General features: G+C 68.5%; 13 protein-coding genes. 11 read left to right on the top strand and 2 right to left on the bottom strand.

Going from position 1 to position 15432, the window contains the following annotated elements; translation table 11 throughout:
- Positions 1–32: 32 nt before the first annotated feature.
- From A6W98_RS06450 to A6W98_RS06475, 6 genes are all read left to right on the top strand, one after another.
- On the top strand, positions 33–929 hold the full coding sequence (locus A6W98_RS06450; RefSeq protein ID WP_042459346.1) for an NAD(P)-dependent oxidoreductase: 897 nt from the start codon (positions 33–35) through the stop codon (positions 927–929).
- A gap of 179 nt (positions 930–1108) precedes the next feature.
- Complete coding sequence (rpsD, locus tag A6W98_RS06455; RefSeq protein WP_042459348.1) at positions 1109–1729, top strand: 30S ribosomal protein S4; 621 nt, start codon at positions 1109–1111, stop codon at positions 1727–1729.
- Positions 1730–1912: 183 nt separating this feature from the next.
- Positions 1913–2449 carry a TIGR00645 family protein gene (locus A6W98_RS06460; RefSeq protein ID WP_042459350.1) on the top strand — a complete coding sequence of 179 codons (537 nt, stop codon included), beginning with the start codon at positions 1913–1915 and terminating at the stop codon, positions 2447–2449.
- A gap of 103 nt (positions 2450–2552) precedes the next feature.
- Positions 2553–3638 (top strand): histidinol-phosphate transaminase, encoded by a 1086-nt coding sequence (gene hisC / locus A6W98_RS06465; RefSeq protein ID WP_042459352.1) that lies wholly within the window; start codon positions 2553–2555, stop codon positions 3636–3638.
- The gene (locus A6W98_RS06470; RefSeq protein ID WP_072071655.1) at positions 3635–4561 is read left to right on the top strand and encodes a prephenate/arogenate dehydrogenase family protein; all 927 of its coding nucleotides are present in this window, start codon (positions 3635–3637) and stop codon (positions 4559–4561) included. Before hisC ends, A6W98_RS06470 begins: the two co-directional genes overlap by 4 nt.
- Positions 4561–5412, top strand: a complete 852-nt coding sequence (locus A6W98_RS06475) for an extensin-like domain-containing protein (protein ID WP_042459355.1) — start codon at positions 4561–4563, stop codon at positions 5410–5412. The genes A6W98_RS06470 and A6W98_RS06475 overlap by 1 nt, the downstream gene beginning before the upstream one ends.
- A gap of 28 nt (positions 5413–5440) precedes the next feature.
- On the opposite strand, the gene A6W98_RS06480 is transcribed toward A6W98_RS06475, so the two are convergent.
- Positions 5441–6442, bottom strand: a complete 1002-nt coding sequence (locus tag A6W98_RS06480) for a DUF2125 domain-containing protein (protein WP_042459360.1) — start codon at positions 6440–6442, stop codon at positions 5441–5443.
- A gap of 65 nt (positions 6443–6507) precedes the next feature.
- On the opposite strand from A6W98_RS06480, the gene A6W98_RS06485 reads away from it, so the two are divergent.
- From A6W98_RS06485 to A6W98_RS06495, 3 genes are all read left to right on the top strand, one after another.
- Entirely contained in the window at positions 6508–7047 is a 540-nt protein-coding gene (locus tag A6W98_RS06485) for a gamma-glutamylcyclotransferase (protein ID WP_042464651.1), read from the top strand.
- Between the two features lie 67 nt (positions 7048–7114).
- Complete coding sequence (locus A6W98_RS06490) at positions 7115–8320, top strand: biopolymer transporter ExbB (protein WP_042459362.1); 1206 nt, start codon at positions 7115–7117, stop codon at positions 8318–8320.
- Position 8321: 1 nt separating this feature from the next.
- A complete protein-coding gene (locus A6W98_RS06495; protein WP_042459363.1) occupies positions 8322–9986 on the top strand; it encodes a peptidoglycan -binding protein in 1665 nt (554 codons plus the stop codon).
- 17 nt (positions 9987–10003) lie between these two features.
- On the opposite strand, the gene rimK is transcribed toward A6W98_RS06495, so the two are convergent.
- A complete protein-coding gene (rimK, locus tag A6W98_RS06500; RefSeq protein WP_042464654.1) occupies positions 10004–11416 on the bottom strand; it encodes a 30S ribosomal protein S6--L-glutamate ligase in 1413 nt (470 codons plus the stop codon).
- 198 nt (positions 11417–11614) lie between these two features.
- On the opposite strand from rimK, the gene tgt reads away from it, so the two are divergent.
- Together tgt and lon are read left to right on the top strand one after the other, a co-directional pair.
- Positions 11615–12742 carry a tRNA guanosine(34) transglycosylase Tgt gene (gene tgt, locus A6W98_RS06505; RefSeq protein ID WP_042464656.1) on the top strand — a complete coding sequence of 376 codons (1128 nt, stop codon included), beginning with the start codon at positions 11615–11617 and terminating at the stop codon, positions 12740–12742.
- Between the two features lie 235 nt (positions 12743–12977).
- On the top strand, positions 12978–15389 hold the full coding sequence (gene lon, locus A6W98_RS06510; RefSeq protein ID WP_042459364.1) for an endopeptidase La: 2412 nt from the start codon (positions 12978–12980) through the stop codon (positions 15387–15389).
- Positions 15390–15432 lie beyond the last annotated feature (43 nt).

Genomic DNA, 15432 nt, shown 5'->3' on the forward strand with positions numbered 1-15432 from the left:
CATTCGGTGCGCGGGCGTCGCATAGGGCGATCATGGCTGATGTGCATGTGACAGAACCGATCCATCCCGACGCGCTGGCGCTTCTGGCGTCGGCGGGGCTGAGTGTCTCCTGCGGCTGGAAGGATGACGACCCTGCGGCGGGGCTGGCCACGGCGCGGGCCTGGATCCTGCGCACCTTCGTGGTGAGCCCCGAGATGATCGCGGGCGCACCCGGGCTCGAGGCGATCTGCAAGCACGGGGTCGGTACCGACAACATTCCCCTCGCCGAGGCCGAGCGCCGGGGCATTCCGGTCTTCAACACGCCCGGCGCCAATGCCAATGCGGTGGCCGAGCATACGATGATGATGCTTTTGGCGCTGACCCGGCAGGCGGTGGCGATGGACCGGGTCGCGCGGGCGGGGTTTGTCGGCTTCGAACAGCTGGCGCCGCTCGAGCTTTCGGGTATGCGGATGCTGATCCTGGGTTTCGGACCGATCGGCCAGCGTGTCGCGCAACTGGCGCGGGCCTTCGACATCGAGGTCACGCTCTGGCACCGGCGGCTGAGCGCCGAGGAGGCGGGCGTGCCGGTGGTGCGCGATCTTGCGGCGGCACTGCCCGCGGCGCAGATCCTCACCCTGCATCTGCCGCTGAACGCGGGCACGCACGGGCTGATCGGCGCGGCCGAGCTGGCGGCCTTGCCCGAGGGCGCGATCCTTCTCAATACCGGACGGGGCGGCGTCGTCGACGAGGCGGCGCTGGTCGCGGCGGCGCCCCGGCTGGGCGGCATCGGGCTCGACGTGTTCGAAACCGAACCGCCGCCGCCCTCGGACCCGCTTCTCGCGCTGCCGAATGCGCTTCTGTCGCCCCATGCCGCGGCGCTGGGCGAGCGCAGCGTCCGGCGGATGGGGATGATGGCCGCCGAGGCCGCGATCCGGGCGCTCGGCGCTTGACAGTGGGCGGTGCCCCTGTATAAGCGCGCCATTCCGGCCCTCGCGGCCGGGATTTTCATTGGTGTTGGTGGCCCCCGCAAGGGGATGCCTGTCAGGGTCCGGGCCGGTCCGGAACGGGTCCAGAGGACAACGCCCTTCATTGCTGCCTGCGGGCGGCGCCCTTTTGAAGGAGATCAGCCGTGACCAAACGCACGTCTGCCAAGTACAAGATCGACCGCCGCATGGGCGAAAACATCTGGGGCCGCGCCAAGTCCCCGGTGAACCGCCGCGAATACGGCCCCGGCCAGCACGGTCAGCGCCGCAAGGGCAAGCTGTCCGACTTCGGGATCCAGCTGCGCGCCAAGCAGAAGCTGAAAGGCTACTATGGCGACATGACCGAGAAACAGTTCCGCCGCATCTTCGCCGAGGCCGAGCGTCAGCGCGGCGATACCGGCGAGCTGCTTGTCGGCCTGCTGGAACGCCGCCTCGACACCGTGGTCTACCGCGCCAAGTTCGTGCCGACCATCTTCGCCGCCCGCCAGTTCGTGAACCACGGCCATGTCACCGTGAACGGTCAGCGCGTCAACATCCCGTCCTACCGGGTCAAGGAAGGCGACGTCATCGAGGTCCGCGAGAAGTCCAAGCAGATGACCGCGCTGCTCGAAGCGGTGCAGCTCGCCGAGCGTGACGTTCCCGATTACATCGAGGCCGACCATTCCAAGATGACCGCCACCTTCGTGCGCATCCCGGGTCTCGGAGACGTGCCCTACCCGGTCGTCATGGAACCCAACCTCGTCATCGAATTCTACGCGCAGAACTAAGGTTCCGCGCCGCGACAACCGTATCGGACCCGTCCTGCCGCGTGCAGGGCGGGTCCTTTCCGTTCAGGCCGGTCTCTCTGTCGCCTGCGGCACCGCGGCCGGGCGCCGGGCGCGGGGGCGGCTTGCCCGAATCCGGACCGCGCGCTATGGGCCGCGCGGGGCTGCTTTGCGGGAGGCGCGATCATGGCCGACAAACCCACTGCCGAACTGGTCTTCGAGCGCGGGCTCTTCGCCTCGCGCTGGCTGATGGCGCCGATGTATCTGGGGCTCGTGGTGTCACTGGCGATGCTGGTCGTCGTGTTCCTGCGCGAGATCGCCTATTACGCGCCGCAGGTGCTGACGATGTCGAGCGAGACCGCTATCTTGGCGGTGCTGACCCTGATCGACCTCACGCTGGCGGCCAACCTGCTGTTGATCGTGCTGTTCTCGGGCTACGAGAACTTCGTCTCGAAGCTTGATATCGGCGATCACAGCGACCGCCCCGACTGGATGGGCACGGTCGACTTCTCGGGTCTCAAGATGAAGCTGATCGCCTCGATCGTGGCGATTTCGGGAATTCACCTGCTGAAACGCTTCATGGAGATCGGTCAGGCCAAGGCCGATGCGGTCTATGGCAATAACGAGCTGTTCTGGCTGGTGCTGATCCATATGGTCTTCGTGCTGTCGGGCGTGCTGCTTGCGGCGATGGACTGGCTGTCGGCCCGCGCCAAGAGGACCTGAGCGCATACTGTTGCGCCGCCGCTTAGGGCGGCCGGGCGGAGGTATTTGGGACTGGCTTTGGGCTTTTCCGTCGGCTAGGGATGCGCGCCAAGGAGACACCGCCATGACCAGGATCCCCCCCCAACCCGGAATTCTCGAGATCGCCCTCTATCAGGGCGGGCAGTCGAAGATCGAAGGGATGACAGATGTCGTCAAGCTGTCGTCGAACGAGAACCCGTTCGGCACCTCCGAGAAGGCGAAAGCGGCCTTCTCGCGCTGCGTGCACAGCCTGCATCGCTATCCCTCGACCGACCATGCCGAGCTGCGTGCCGCCATCGGCGAACAGCACGGGCTCGACCCCGAACGGGTGATCTGCGGCGTCGGTTCGGACGAGATCATCGCCTTTCTCTGCCAGGCCTATGCCGGTCCCGGCGACGAGGTGATCCATACCCGGCACGGCTTCGCCATGTACCGGATCTCGGCGCTGGCGGCGGGCGCGACCCCTGTCGAGGTCGATGAGGTCGAGCGTACCGTCGATGTCGACGCGATCCTTGCCGGGGTCACCGACCGGACCCGGATCGTGTTCCTGGCCAATCCCGGCAACCCGACCGGCACCATGATCCCCGAGGCCGAGACCCGGCGGCTGGCCGAAAGCCTGCCCGAGAGCGTGGTCCTGGTGCTTGACGCGGCCTATGCCGAATATGTCGAGGGTTTCGATGGCGGCCGCGCGCTGGTCGATCGTCACCATAACGTGGTGATGACCCGGACCTTCTCGAAGATCTACGGTCTGGGCGGGTTGCGGGTCGGCTGGGCCTATGCCGCGCCCGAGGTGATCGGCGTTCTGAACCGGGTCCGCAGCCCCTTCAACCTGGGTCAGGCCCAGCTCGAGACCGCCGAGGCGGCGGTGCGCGATCAGGCCTTCGTTACCCGCTGCCGGGCCGAGAACATCCGGCTCGCGGCCTGGCTGGTCGAGGCGCTGAACGAGGCCGGCGTGCCGACCGATCCGACCTTTTCCAACTTCGTGCTGCCGCGCTTTGCCGATGCCGCCGAGGCCGAGGCCTGCGATGCCTATCTCAAGTCTCAGGGGCTGATCGTGCGCCGGGTCGGCGGCTACAAGCTGCCCCATGCGCTGCGCATCACCGTGGGCGACGAGGCCGCCTGCCGCCGGGTGGCCCATGCCGTGCGGGCCTTCAAGGAGGGGGCGCGGTGAAAAGCCCGCTCTACGACCGGGTCGCGCTGATCGGGCTGGGCCTGATCGCGGGCTCGATGGCGCTGGCAATGCGCCGGGCGGGGCTGGCGGGCGAGATCGTCGGCACCGCCCGTTCGGCCGAGACCCGGGCCGTTGCCGCCGAGATCGGCCTTGTCGACCGGGTGGTCGAGACCGCGGCCGAGGCCGCTGAGGGCGCCGATCTGGTGGTGCTGGCGGTGCCGGTCGGGGCGATGGGCGCGGTCGCGGCCGAGATCGCGCCGCATCTGGCCCCGGGCGCGACCCTGACCGATGTCGGCTCGGTCAAGCGCGCGGTGATCGAGACGGTCGCGCCGCATGTGCCAGAGGGCGTCCATTTCATTCCCGCCCACCCGCTGGCGGGGACCGAGCATTCGGGCCCCCGCTCGGGCTTTGCCGAGCTGTTCGACAACCGCTGGAGCCTGATCGTGCCGGTGCCGGGCACCGATCCGGCCGCGACCGCTCGGCTGAAACGGTTCTGGGAGGGGATGGGCGCCAATGTCGAGGAGATGGATCCCGACCACCACGACCTGGTGCTGGCGGTGACCTCGCATGTGCCGCACCTCATCGCCTATACCATGGTCGGCGTCGCCGACGACCTGCGCCGGGTGACCGATGGCGAGGTCATCAAGTATTCGGCCGCGGGCTTTCGCGATTTCACCCGGATCGCGGCCTCGGACCCGACCATGTGGCGCGACGTGTTCCTGACCAACAAGGAAGCCACGCTGGAAATTCTCGGCCGCTTCACCGAAGAGCTGTTCGCGCTTCAGCGGGCGATCCGGACCGGGCAGGGCGAGGAGCTTTTCGATTATTTCACCCGGACCCGCGCCATTCGCCGCGGCATCATCGAGGCCGGCCAGGATACCGAGGCGCCCGATTTCGGCCGCGGTGGCAAGGCCCGGACCTGATGCGGCGAGCGGGCCTCGTTCTCGCGCTGGTTCTGGTCGCGGGAACGGGGAGTGCCGCCAGTTTCGACAGCATCCCGCGCCCGAAGCCGCGCCCGGCACTTGCCTGGGGCGCGCTCCCGGCAGAGGCGGTGGCGGTCCGGCCCGAGGCACGGCCCGCGACCGTCCTCGCCCGGGTGATGAATGGTCCCCGTCGCGCCCGCTCCGAGGCGGCGGCCGGTCGGGGGCTCGACCGCTCGCTCCGGCCCGTGCCGCGGCCCTCAGATCTGCTGGCCAAGCTTGCGGCGGCGGGCCCGCGCAGCCAGCCCTCTGCGGTATCGACCCCGCGCCGGGGCGTGGTCTGCGGCGATCCGGCGATCACGGGCGAGATGATCGCGCCGATCGTGGCCCGGGTCGCGGGCTGCGGGGTTGCGCGGCCGGTACGGGTGAGCGCGGTCGACGGCGTCGCGCTGAGCCAGCCCGTCACCGTCGATTGCGCAACGGCACGGGCGCTGAGATCCTGGGTCAGCAACGGCATCAAGCCCGCGGTGGGCCGACGCGGAGGCGGGGTCGCGTCGTTGAGGGTCTTCGCCCATTACGTCTGCCGTACGCGCAACAACCGGAAGGGCGCGAAGATCTCCGAGCATGGCCGCGGTCATGCGGTCGATATCGGCGCGGTGACGCTGCGCAACGGCACATCGCTGACCGTGCTCGGGGGCTGGAAGGACCCGGCTCAGGGCCGGGTGCTGAAGCAGATCCACCGCGCCGCTTGCGGGCCCTTCGGCACCGTGCTGGGGCCGGGCGCGGACCGGTTCCATCAGGACCATATCCATGTCGACACGGCGCGCTATCGCGGCGGCGCCTATTGCCGCTGAGCCTGTTGTTCGGCCCCGGACAAGGTCTCTAGCGCAGCCTGAAATTCGGGGCGGGGCCCAGCGGCACCGGGCCGAGCCAGGTCTGCCCCAGCGCAAAGCGCAGCGGCACGTCCAGCATTTCGGGACGCCCCGAAAGCCCGGCCAGCAGGCCCAGCGCGTCCTCGAGCCGGTCGGCAAGCGGCGCGGGCAGCTGGCCCGAGCTGCGGGCGATGGCGATCATTTCGCGCCAGTTGGTGGCGCGGAGCGTGAGTCTGCCCGAGGGCTGGCCCTCGGCATCGACATCGAAGCTGCCGGCCGCCTGCAGCGCCAGATCGCCCCATTGCGCGTCGAGCCGCGCGATCTCGACTCGGCGGACCTGGGGCCGCCGCTCTTCGATCGCGCGCCGGTCCCAGGGCGCGTCGAAGACGGCCACCGCCTCGAACGAGACCCGCTGGAACAGGGGCGGCAACAGGCCCGCCGGGTCGAGCGTGGCGACAAGCCCCGCGGGCGGGCGCATCCCGCTGGCCGACAGCCGCAGATGCTGGGCCCCGGGCCGGTCCGCGACGGCCTTGATCGCGATCTCGGCGCCATCCATCGAGGCCCGCCGGCCGCGATCCGAGACAAGCCCGAAGGCGCCCACCGAAAGCCTCGCCGAGGCCAGCTCGAAGGCCAGTCCGGGCCGGAAGGCCAGGGTGCCGGTCATCGTCTCGGCCGTGACCGCGATCCGCTCGAGAGGGGTGGCGATCTGCTGGGTCTCGGGCCAGCGCGCCAATATGCGCTGCGGGCGGTGGCTTTGTGCGGAAAAGCTGAATTCCGGCATCGACCAGGCCAGCCCGGTGCCCGGATCGGCCAGGCTCAGGTCCTCGATCCGGCTGTCGAACCGGGTGGGAAAGCCGGTCACGTCGATCCGCCCGGCATCGGCGGCCCAGCCCTCGGCGCGGCGGGTGTCGAGCCAGCCCGCCAGCCCGCGCTCGATCCCGCGCGCGGCCAGCGCCCAGTAGCCCGACCAGGCCAGCGCGGCCAGCAGCGCCAGAGACAGCAAAAACCGCATCGCGGGCCCCCTTTCGTCCCATGCCCGGATGAGGGTAACAGGGGGCGACGGGAAAGGACCAGATGATGCAGGACGGCTTGTGGGTTTTCGGCTATGGATCGCTTCTTTGGAAGCCGGGCTTCGAGGTGGCCGAGCGGCGGCTCGCGCGGCTCGAGGGCTGGCATCGCAGCTTCTGCATGCGCTCGATCCACCATCGCGGCAGCGAGGCCGAGCCGGGGCTGGTACTGGCGCTCGACGCCGCGCCCGGGGCAAGTTGCCAGGGGGTGGCGCTGCGCGCCGCGCCGGGGACCGAGGCCGAGACGCTGGCGGCGCTGCGCGAACGCGAACTGATCTCGGCCGCCTATTTCGAGGTCGAGCTCGACCTGGTTCCGGCCGGGGGCGGCACGATCCGGGCGGTCTGCTATGTGATCGACCCCGATCATGTGCAATATTGCGGCGGGCTGCCGCTTGAGGAACAGGCGCAGATCATCGCCCGGTCGCAGGGCGGCATGGGGCCGAATGACGAATATCTGTTCAACACGGTCGCGCATCTGGCCGAGCTGGGCCTGTCCGACCCCGATCTCGACTGGCTTGCCGACAGGGTCAGAGCGCTGAAATCGGATTGATTGTTGTGGGATGGCCCTGCTTGGCCTAGTCTCTGCCCAAGAAATGACCGGGCCAGAACCCAATCCCATGGACAAGACCCCACGCGAGGCCGAGCCGCAATTTTCCCGACCGAGGCGGCAGGTCGTCTTGATGACGAGCGCCTGCCTGTTCTTCGCGACCGGGGCCTATGTGGCCTATCCGCAGGTGGCGCCGGTGTTTCTGGCCAGCCCCTATCTGAACGGGGCCATCGTCTTCGTCTTCCTGTTCGGTGTCGCGACCTGTTTCCTGCAGGTGATCCAGCTTGGTGCCTCGGTGCGCTGGATCGAGGATTTCGCCGGCGGCATTCCGGGCCATGGCCTGACCCGGGCACCGAAGCTTCTGGCGCCGCTTGCGGCATTGCTGCGCAAGCGCAGCGACAAGCGGATGCAGATCAACACCGCCTCGGCCCGTACCATCCTCGATTCCGTCGCGACCCGGATCGAGGAACAGCGCGACATCACCCGCTATCTGTCCAGCCTGCTGATCTTTCTGGGGCTTCTGGGCACGTTTTACGGGTTGGCGACGGTGGTGCCCGCGGTGGTGGATACCATCCGTTCGCTCGCGCCGCGCGATGGCGAGGGCGGGGTCGAGGTGTTCGGGCGGCTGATGGTCGGGCTCGAAAGCCAGCTTGGCGGCATGGGCACGGCCTTCGCCTCGTCGCTGCTGGGGCTGGCGGGCTCGCTGGTGGTGGGGCTGCTCGAGCTGTTCGCCGGTCATGGCCAGAACCGCTTCTATCAGGAGCTCGAGGACTGGCTGTCCTCGATCACCCGGCTCGGCTTCTCGACCGGCGAGGGCGAGGGCGAGGGCGGCGGCGCCGAGGTCGGGCTGCTGGCCGCCACGCTCGACCGGCTGGCCGATCAGATGGAGGGGCTGCACACGCTCTTTGCCGAATCCGAAGGCGAGCGGGTCGCGCTTGAAAGCCGGGTCGGTACGCTGGTCGAGGCGGTCAACACGCTCGGGTCCGCGATGGAGCGCCAGCTTGACGATACCCGCGCGGTGACCGATGCGCTGTCGCGGGTGGCCGAGGGGCAGGCCCGCGCCACCGCCGCGATCGAGGCGCGGATGGGCGAGGAGGGGGCGCTGGCCGATGCCGAGGCGCGGATGCGGCTGCGCTCGATAGATGTGCAGCTTCTGCGCATTCTCGAAGAGATTTCCGCCGGGCGTCAGGAGACGGTGACCGATCTTCGGGGCGATCTGGCGGCGCTGGGCCGGACATTGTCGCGGCTTGCGCCCGAGGGCGAGCGGTGGGGCTGAGATGGCCCTGACGCGGCGCAGCGGCGGACGGTTCCAGGCCATGATCTGGCCGGGTTTCGTCGATGCGATGACGGCTCTGCTGCTGGTCCTGATGTTCGTGCTGTCGATCTTCATGCTGGTGCAGGAGATGCTGCGCGAGACCATCACCGGGCAGGAAAGCGAGCTGACCGAGCTGAATACCGAGCTTGCGGCCCTGGCCGATGCGCTGGGCATGGAGCGGCGCCGCGCCTCGGGGCTGGAAGAGCAGGTGGGCGAACTGGGGGCGGCGCTGACGACGGCACGTTCGGATGCCGAGGCGCAGGCGGCGCTGATCGCGTCTCTGACCGACCGGCTTTCGACGCGCGAGGCGGATCTGGCGGCGGCCGAGACCCGGATCGGCGATATCGAGGATCGCGTCGCCCGGCTTGTGAGCGAACGCGACGCGGCGCGGGCGCGCGGCGAGACGCTGGAAGGCGAGCTGGCCGAGCTTGAAGGCTCCCGCGACCGGCTGGAGGCGGCGCTGGCCTCGACCCGGCAGGAGGTCGATGCCCAGGCCGAGGCGGCGCGGCTGGCGGCGGCCCGGCGCGAGGCGCTGGAGGCGCTGGTGGCCGATCTGCGGGCCCGGAACACCGAGGCCGAGGCAGCGCGCGCGACGCTGGAGGGCCAGGTCGAGAGCGCGGAAGCCGCCTTGTCGCAGGCCGAGAAGGACCGTCTGGCCGAGGCGGCGGCGGCGGCCGCGCTGCGCGACAAGCTGGCAGGCTCGGAGGACGAGCTGAGCGCGATGAGCCTGGCGCTGGAACAGGCGCGGCAGCGGGCCGAGGAGACGCTGACCCTGCTGGCCGCGGCCGAGAAGGCGCGCGAGCAGGCCGCGACCGAGGCCGAGGGAGCCTTGTCCGAGGCCGACCGGCGCGCGGCGCTGCTGGCGGTGGCGAACGAGCGGCTTGAGACGGAAGAGGCGAAATCGGCCGAGAGCCAGCGCAAGGTGGCACTGCTGAACCGACAGATGGCGGCGCTGCGTGGCCAGCTGGGCGAGTTGCAGGGCCTGCTGGACGATGCACAGGAGCGCGACGCGGCGGCGCGGGTGCAGATCGAGACGCTGGGCAGCAAGCTGAATGCGGCACTGGCGCGGGTGGCCTCGGAACAGCGCGAACGCGCGAAGCTGGAAGAGGCGGCGCGGCGCAAGGCCGAGGAAGAGGCCGCAAGGCTCGAGGCCGAGAAGAAGACGCTGGAAGGCTACCGTTCCGAATTCTTCGGACGGATGCGGGCCTTGCTGGCCGGGCGCGAGGGCGTCCGGATCGTCGGCGACCGCTTCGTCTTTTCCTCCGAGGTTCTGTTCGAGACCGGCAAGGCCGATCTGTCGGGCGATGGCGAGGCGCAGATCGCCAATGTGGTGGCGATCCTGCGCGGGGTCGCGGACGAGATCCCGCCCGATATCGACTGGATCCTGCGTATCGACGGCCATACCGACGACGTGCCACTGGCCCGGGGCGCCGATTTTGCCGATAACTGGGAGCTGAGCCAGGCCCGCGCGCTGTCGGTGGTGCGCTACATGATCGACGATCTGGGCTTTCCGCCCGACCGGCTGGCGGCGGCGGGCTTCGGGCAGTACCAGCCGGTGGCGGCGGGCAAGAGCCCCGAGGCCCGGGCCCAGAACCGCCGGATCGAGCTGAAACTGACCGAACGCTGACGGGGCCCGGATCGGGCCTAGCGCCGGCGGCGGCCCTTCGGTACCGGCAGCGGGCGCACCCGCTTCTCGATCTCGTCGTAAAGCAGCCCGACGATGTTCTTGCCCGAGGATTTCTCGATGCCCTCGAGGCCGGGCGAGGAATTGACCTCGAGCACCCTGGGCCCGTCATGGGCGCGCAACAGGTCGACCCCGGCGAGGTTGAGCTTGAAGGCGCGGGCCGCGCGCACCGCGATCTCGCGTTCCTGCGGGGTGATTTTTACCGTGATCGCATGGCCGCCCTGATGCAGGTTCGAACGGAAATCGCCCTCGGCCCCGGTCCGCTTCATCGCCGCCACGACCTTCGATCCGACGACGAGGCAGCGGATATCCTCGCCCGCCGCCTCCTTGATGAAGCGCTGCACCAGGAACGAGGCCTTGAGCCCGCGAAAGGCCGAGATCACCGATGAGGCGGCATTGGTGGTCTCGGCCAGCACCACGCCCTTGCCTTGCGTCGATTCCAGCAGCTTGACGATCAGCGGCGCGCCGCCCACCAGCGAGATCAGGTTGCCGGTATCCTTGGGCGAGGCGGCGAAGGCCGTGGTCGGCATGCCGATCCGGTGGCGGGCGAGGATCTGATGCGCATGCAGCTTGTCGCGGCTTGCCGTGATGCCTTCCGAGCCGTTGACGCAATAGGTGCCGATGGTCTCGAACTGGCGGATCACGGCGGTGCCATAGGCGGTGACCGAGGCGCCGATCCGGGGGATCACGGCATCGAAACGGGGCAGGCGGGCGCCGTCGTAATGCACATCGGGCGCCAGCGCGTCGAGCAACATGTAGCAGCGCGCGGTGTCGATCACCTCGACCACATGGCCACGCGCCTCGCCCTCGGCCACCAGCCGCGCGGTCGAGTAGTTGTGCGGCTCGCGGCTGAGCACGGCGATCCGGAGCACCCGCGCGGGCGCCACCTCGCGCACCCGCTGGCTGTGATAGACGTCATAGGACAGGATCGGCTGGCAGCAGCTGTCGCCCGGGCTGACGATCACGTCCTCGCCCAGCGCCTGCCGGCCCAGCAGCATGCGGTAGGCCATGCCGCCGCGATGGGTCAGGGTCAGATCGATCGGCCAGCGCCGCCCGCCCACCACGATCTCGGCGGCGATGACATAGCGCCATTCGGAATCGCCGTTCGACGAGGTCACCTCGCGGCGGTCGACGATGGCGGCCGAGCAGGGGATCGACAGGTCCTCGCGTCCGGGGATCGGATGCACGGCAAAGCGGACCTTGGGCCGCGAGGCGGGGCCGAAGGGCTCGATGTCGAAGGCATGCAGCGCCGAGGTCTTGGCGCCGGTATCGACCTTGGCCTTCATCGCGGGCAGCCCGAGATCGGGCAGCGAAACCCATTCCTCCCAGCCAAGGCGAAAGCCCGTCGGCGCGGGGTCTGTGTGCTCGGTCATGCAGATCGTCCTGTGCGGTGGCGGGGCGGTCGGCCAACCCGTTCGCGGGGGGCGGATGCCTCGCGCCCTGTTGTCAAGGCCCGCCCCGGGTTGCAAGCGGCCGAACCCCGGGGCCGGTGATTTCCGTCGTGATTTCCATCGCCGGCGGCGCGCCGGAGCCTCTGTCCTTGGTCGCGCCGGGCTGATATGGCAACGCCCATGACGACATTCGGTTTCACTCTTCATGCCTCGGACGGGGAGGCGCGCAGCGGCGCCATCTCGACCCCGCGCGGGCAGATCCGCACCCCCGCCTTCATGCCGGTGGGCACCGCCGGCACGGTCAAGGCCATGCTGCCCGAAAGCGTTGCCGCGACCGGCGCCGACATCCTGCTGGGCAATACCTATCACCTGATGCTGCGGCCCGGGGCCGAGCGGGTGGCCCGTCTCGGAGGGTTGCACGGCTTCATGCATTGGGACAAGCCCATCCTCACCGATTCCGGCGGCTTCCAGGTGATGAGCCTTGCCGGGCTTAGGAAGATGTCGGAGGAGGGGGTCCGCTTCAAGTCGCATATCGACGGCTCGACCCATGTCCTGAGCCCAGAGCGCAGCATGGAGATCCAGCGCCTGCTGGGGTCCGACATCGTGATGTGCTTCGACGAATGCCCGGCGCTGCCCGCCTCGGAGGCCGAGGTCGCGCGCGCCATGCGGCTGTCGATGCGCTGGGCGGAACGCTCGAAACAGGCCTTCGGAGATCGCCCCGGCCATGCGCTGTTCGGGATCATGCAGGGCGGCGTCACCCGCGAGCTGCGCGAGGAATCGGCCCTTGCGCTGACGGATATCGGCTTCGACGGCTATGCGCTTGGCGGGCTTGCGGTGGGCGAGGGGCAGGAGGCGATGTTCGGCGTGCTCGATTATGCCACCGGCTTCCTGCCCGAGGACCGGCCGCGCTATCTGATGGGCGTGGGCAAGCCCGACGACATCGTCGGTGCGGTCGCGCGCGGCGTCGACATGATGGATTGCGTGCTGCCGTCGCGCTCGGGGCGGACCGGGCAGGTCTTCACCCGGCGCGGCGTGGTCAACATCAAGAACGCCCGCCATGCCGACGATCCGCGCCCGCTGGACGAGGCCTGCCAGTGCCCGGCCTGCCGCAATTATTCGCGCGCCTATCTGCATCATGTGTTCCGGGCGCAGGAGATCATCTCGTCGATGCTCTTGACCTGGCATAACCTGCATTATTTTCAGGAACTGATGGCAGAGATGCGCGCGGCCATCGCCGGAGGCCGGTTCACGGACTGGCAGGCCGGTTTCCATGCGGCACGCGCCGAGGGCGATATCGAGCCGCTCTGACCGGGGATGCCGCCGGGCACGGGCGGGCGCGGTGTTTACCTTGCCCCGGTTTTGCGTTGCCGCTGCCCGGCTGTGCGCTTGCGCGCAGCGCGCCGTGCAGGCATTCTGGGCGCCGGTTGAAGGCGGGCAGGTTGAATCGGTCAAGAATTGCCCCAGATAAAGTGACCAGACCGGGGACGGCCGAGCGCTGCCGATGATCGGGGCCGGTAGCCGTCCAGCGAAACAAGGATACCCCATGCCCGAGCATCTGAGCCCATCCTATCCAGTCCTGCCGCTGCGCGACATCGTGGTCTTCCCGCACATGATCGTGCCGCTTTTCGTCGGCCGCGAGAAATCCGTCCGCGCCCTCGAGGAGGTGATGCAGGACGACAAGCAGATCCTGCTTTCGGCGCAGGTCGACCCCGCGATGGACGAGCCCTCGGCCGAGGGTATCTACCGGACCGGTGTGCTGGCCAATGTGCTGCAATTGCTGAAACTGCCCGACGGGACCGTCAAGGTGCTGGTCGAGGGGCGGACCCGGGTCCGGATCACCGGCTATATCGACAACCCGTCCTTCTTCGAGGCCAGCTGCGAGCCGCTCGACGAGGAGATCGGCGACGAGGAGGTGGTCGAGGCCCTGCTGCGCTCTGTCGGCACCGAGTTCGAGCGCTACGCCAAGGTCAAGAAGAACATCCCCGAAGAGGCGCTCTCGGCGGTTGCCGATACCCGCGAACCGGCCAAGCTTGCCGATCTGGTCGCGGGCCATCTGGGCGTCGAGGTCGAACAGAAGCAGGATCTTCTGGAAACGCTGGTCGTGGCCCAGCGGCTGGAGAAGGTCTATGGCCTGATGCAGGGCGAGATGTCGGTCCTGCAGGTCGAGAAGAAGATCAAGACCCGCGTCAAGTCGCAGATGGAGCGGACGCAGCGCGAATATTACCTCAACGAGCAGATGAAGGCGATCCAGCGGGAACTCGGCGATGGCGACGAGGGCCAGAACGAGATTGCCGAGCTCGAAGAGCGGATCGCCGGCACCAAGCTGTCGAAGGAGGCCTCCGAGAAGGTCGCCGCCGAGGTCAAGAAGCTGAAGTCGATGTCGCCGATGTCGGCCGAGGCGACGGTGGTGCGCAACTATCTCGACTGGATGCTCTCGATCCCGTGGGGCGTGAAATCGCGGGTCAAGAAGAACCTGGGCGCGGCCGAGAAGGTGCTCGACAACGACCATTACGGCCTCGAGAAGGTGAAGGAACGGATCGTCGAATATCTGGCGGTGCAGCAGCGCAGCCAGAAGCTCAAGGGGCCGATCCTCTGCCTCGTCGGCCCGCCCGGCGTCGGCAAGACCTCGCTGGGCAAATCGGTGGCGCGGGCCACGGGGCGCGAATTCATCCGCATCAGCCTTGGCGGCGTGCGCGACGAATCCGAGATCCGCGGTCACCGGCGGACCTATATCGGCTCGATGCCCGGCAAGATCATCCAGGCGATGAAGAAGGCCAAGACCACCAACCCGCTGATCCTGCTCGACGAGATCGACAAGATGGGACAGGATTTCCGCGGCGATCCGGCCTCGGCCATGCTCGAGGTGCTGGATCCGGAACAGAATGCCAGCTTCGTCGATCACTATCTTGAGGTTGAATACGACCTCTCGAACGTGATGTTCCTGACCACCGCCAACAGCTACAACATGCCGGGCCCGCTGCTGGATCGGATGGAGATCATCAGCCTCGCGGGCTACACCGAGGACGAGAAGCACGAGATCGCGATGCGTCACCTCGTGCCCAAGCAGGTGAAGAACCACGGCCTGAAGTCGAAGGAATTCGAGCTGACGCCCGAGGCGCTGACCGAGATCGTCCGCCGCTATACCCGCGAGGCGGGGGTGCGGAACCTCGAACGCGAGATCGCCAAGCTGGGCCGGAAGGCGGTGACCAAGCTGATCAAGAAGGAGACCGACAAGGTCACCATCACGCCGGACGCGCTGGAGGATTATCTGGGCGTCAAGAAGTTCCGCTACGGGCTGGCCGAGAAGGAAGACCAGATCGGCGTGGTGACGGGGCTTGCCTGGACCTCGGTCGGGGGCGATCTGCTGTCCATCGAGGCGCTCAAGCTGCCCGGCAAGGGTCGGATGAAGACCACCGGCAAGCTTGGCGACGTGATGAAGGAATCGATCGACGCCGCGTCGAGCTATGTCCGCTCGATCGCGCCCGAGATCGGCTTCAAGCCGCCGCGTTTCGACAAGATCGACATCCACGTTCACGTCCCCGAAGGCGCGACGCCCAAGGACGGGCCGTCGGCCGGTGTGGCGATGGTGACCTCGATCGTCTCGGTGCTGACCCAGATCCCGGTCCGCAAGGATATCGCCATGACCGGCGAGGTGACCTTGCGCGGCAATGTGCTGGCCATCGGCGGGCTCAAGGAGAAGCTGCTGGCAGCGCTCCGCGGCGGGATCAAGACGGTGCTGATCCCGGAAGAGAACGAGAAGGACCTGCGCGAGATCCCCGACAACGTGAAGGAGGGGCTGACGATCATTCCGGTTTCTCATGTCCGCGAGGTTCTGAAACAGGCGCTGGTGCGCGCGCCCGAGCCCATCGAATGGGACGAGGCTGCCGAGGAGGCTGCTGCCGCCGCCGCCGCCAAGGCCTCGGGGGGCGAAACGGCGGGGCAGGTCGCGCATTGACGCGGCCGCGCCGGGGCACGGCCAGATGACCAAGGACGCGCCC

This window comes from Rhodovulum sulfidophilum DSM 1374 (genome assembly GCF_001633165.1).
Lineage (GTDB): Bacteria > Pseudomonadota > Alphaproteobacteria > Rhodobacterales > Rhodobacteraceae > Rhodovulum > Rhodovulum sulfidophilum.

Coding starts and splice junctions, on each gene's coding strand:
- A6W98_RS06460 (WP_042459350.1), top strand. CDS start 1,913: ATGGCCGACAAACCCACTGCCGAACTGGTCTTCGAGCGCGGGCTCTTC.
- A6W98_RS06490 (WP_042459362.1), top strand. CDS start 7,115: ATGGACAAGACCCCACGCGAGGCCGAGCCGCAATTTTCCCGACCGAGG.
- A6W98_RS06450 (WP_042459346.1), top strand. CDS start 33: ATGGCTGATGTGCATGTGACAGAACCGATCCATCCCGACGCGCTGGCG.
- A6W98_RS06485 (WP_042464651.1), top strand. CDS start 6,508: ATGCAGGACGGCTTGTGGGTTTTCGGCTATGGATCGCTTCTTTGGAAG.
- A6W98_RS06475 (WP_042459355.1), top strand. CDS start 4,561: ATGCGGCGAGCGGGCCTCGTTCTCGCGCTGGTTCTGGTCGCGGGAACG.
- tgt (WP_042464656.1), top strand. CDS start 11,615: ATGACGACATTCGGTTTCACTCTTCATGCCTCGGACGGGGAGGCGCGC.
- A6W98_RS06480 (WP_042459360.1), bottom strand. CDS start 6,442: ATGCGGTTTTTGCTGTCTCTGGCGCTGCTGGCCGCGCTGGCCTGGTCG.
- lon (WP_042459364.1), top strand. CDS start 12,978: ATGCCCGAGCATCTGAGCCCATCCTATCCAGTCCTGCCGCTGCGCGAC.
- A6W98_RS06495 (WP_042459363.1), top strand. CDS start 8,322: ATGGCCCTGACGCGGCGCAGCGGCGGACGGTTCCAGGCCATGATCTGG.
- rimK (WP_042464654.1), bottom strand. CDS start 11,416: ATGACCGAGCACACAGACCCCGCGCCGACGGGCTTTCGCCTTGGCTGG.
- hisC (WP_042459352.1), top strand. CDS start 2,553: ATGACCAGGATCCCCCCCCAACCCGGAATTCTCGAGATCGCCCTCTAT.